Origin of the sequence: Moorena sp. SIO4E2 (assembly GCF_010671945.1) — a bacterium.
Lineage (GTDB): Bacteria > Cyanobacteriota > Cyanobacteriia > Cyanobacteriales > Coleofasciculaceae > Moorena > Moorena producens.
On record NZ_JAAHIE010001164.1, the window covers coordinates 1 to 1,552 of the forward strand.

General features: G+C 43.4%; 3 protein-coding genes and 1 pseudogene. 3 read left to right on the top strand and 1 reads right to left on the bottom strand.

Features of this window, described 5'->3' with window-relative positions; all coding sequences use genetic code 11:
• From F6K37_RS41775 to F6K37_RS41785, 3 genes are all read left to right on the top strand, one after another.
• Positions 1-268, top strand: a 268-nt coding sequence (locus F6K37_RS41775) for a hypothetical protein (RefSeq protein WP_287257138.1), incomplete at its 5' end; no start/stop codon positions are given.
• A 172-nt stretch (positions 269-440) separates the two neighbouring features.
• Positions 441-692, top strand: a complete 252-nt coding sequence (locus F6K37_RS41780; RefSeq protein WP_287257139.1) for a hypothetical protein — start codon at positions 441-443, stop codon at positions 690-692.
• Positions 693-924: 232 nt separating this feature from the next.
• Positions 925-1,068 (top strand): hypothetical protein, encoded by a 144-nt coding sequence (locus F6K37_RS41785; RefSeq protein WP_287257140.1) that lies wholly within the window; start codon positions 925-927, stop codon positions 1,066-1,068.
• Between the two features lie 252 nt (positions 1,069-1,320).
• Here the strand turns inward: F6K37_RS41785 and F6K37_RS41790 are convergent.
• Positions 1,321-1,552, bottom strand: a pseudogene (locus tag F6K37_RS41790) (serine/threonine protein kinase); the annotation flags it as partial.

The window sequence follows — 1,552 nt, forward strand, 5'->3', positions numbered from 1 at the left end:
CTTACCTGTTCTACTAACTCCTCGATTTACGGTTTCAAAGTCTGGGGATTCCACGGATATGTTAGGAGTTACTCAAGACCTGCGAACAAATATTGTCAAGGAAATTAAGAATTGGCAGAGTCAGAAAAACCCCAATCAAAGCAGGGGACGATATCTGTTTAGTTTTAGTTTCTTTTCCAATCCAGAAAATGTGAGTAGTACCGAGAATCCTAATTTGCCGCTGTTAACGGTGGAAAATTTGAATCTTTTGCTTACAGATGTTATTTAGGAATAGTAAGCTATCAGCTATCAGCTATCAGCTATCAGCTATCAGCTATCAGCTATCAGCTATCAGCTAGATGGCACAGGCTTTGGCCTTGGCCTTTGGGCCACGCGTGCGCGTTTGGCCACGCTGTGCGAACGACGCTGGGATCTAACGTACCGCATAAGCTGAATGCTGAATGCTGAATGCTGATAGCTTACCTCCCTGCTCCCTGCTCCCTAAAAACCCAGAACGACAGTACCTAACTGAAGTGCAAACCGCTGTAGTCATGAGCGACATTGCTTATGCTTTTAAGGCAAGAGGAATCCCGCCTAACACCCCAGGGCTGTTTCATTGTCGGGTAGAGCTGTTGACAACAATTGTGATCGCTGTGATGTCAAATGCCAGCGGTCACTCGATTACACCGTCAAACCGGGTTTGCCGGATGTAACTAATACTCCTTGAATAATAAGCTGTCTGGAAGTCCTGAATGTGATGCGCTATGCCAAGCATGGATAGGGTGAGGCAGGGTTCAGGATGAAGTGCGATCGCTATCCTTCCATCCTTCAATGGTTGCCACTATAATATATGTGTTTGCCCAGCTATTTGAGGTAGCAGAGATTGCCAATTTTTCATCTACGGAGTAAGCGCTATATCAGGATAGCCTTAAGGTCTACCGGGATATGTACAATGTTACCCAAACCTTGATTCAGGAAACCATGAAACAAGGTATAAAACAAGGTATACAAACAGGGATAGAACAAGGTATAGAACAAGGTATAGAACAAGGTATAGAACAGGGTAGAGCAGAAGGTAGACAGGAATAAAAACAGCAGATTGCTAAGCAGATGAAGGCCGCAGGGTTACCCGCTCAGGATATTGCTCAATATACGGGGTTGAGTATGGATGAGATTGATGGGTTGTAGGTTCAAATCGCTTCATCAATTATAGGGTTTAAGCTTCATGAAAATGAAAGGAGGGTCTATTTACGACTGTATCTAGTATGAGTTCATTGACATCAAAGCCTTATCTAGTAAGCTTTTAAGGGCTTATGTCGCTCCCTCAGCTAAACTCCAGTCCTAAGTAAGTCCTAACCAATCCTTAAGTTCTTGAATTAACCACTGACACTCTACGGGAGAAATCGGAGCAATAATCCCACCCAGCTGGTATTTCCGGTGTCCAGTTTGAATTTCAATAGTTGTTATAGGTTCTCCGTTAAGTTTAGTTAGGTTAGCTGCATTTTCGTTAACATCTCGAATAATGGCGGTATATCCTTTCACCAATCGATAACGTAGTCCTAGAATTTTCCAC

Coding starts and splice junctions, on each gene's coding strand:
- F6K37_RS41780 (WP_287257139.1), top strand. CDS start 441: ATGCTGAATGCTGATAGCTTACCTCCCTGCTCCCTGCTCCCTAAAAAC.
- F6K37_RS41785 (WP_287257140.1), top strand. CDS start 925: ATGTACAATGTTACCCAAACCTTGATTCAGGAAACCATGAAACAAGGT.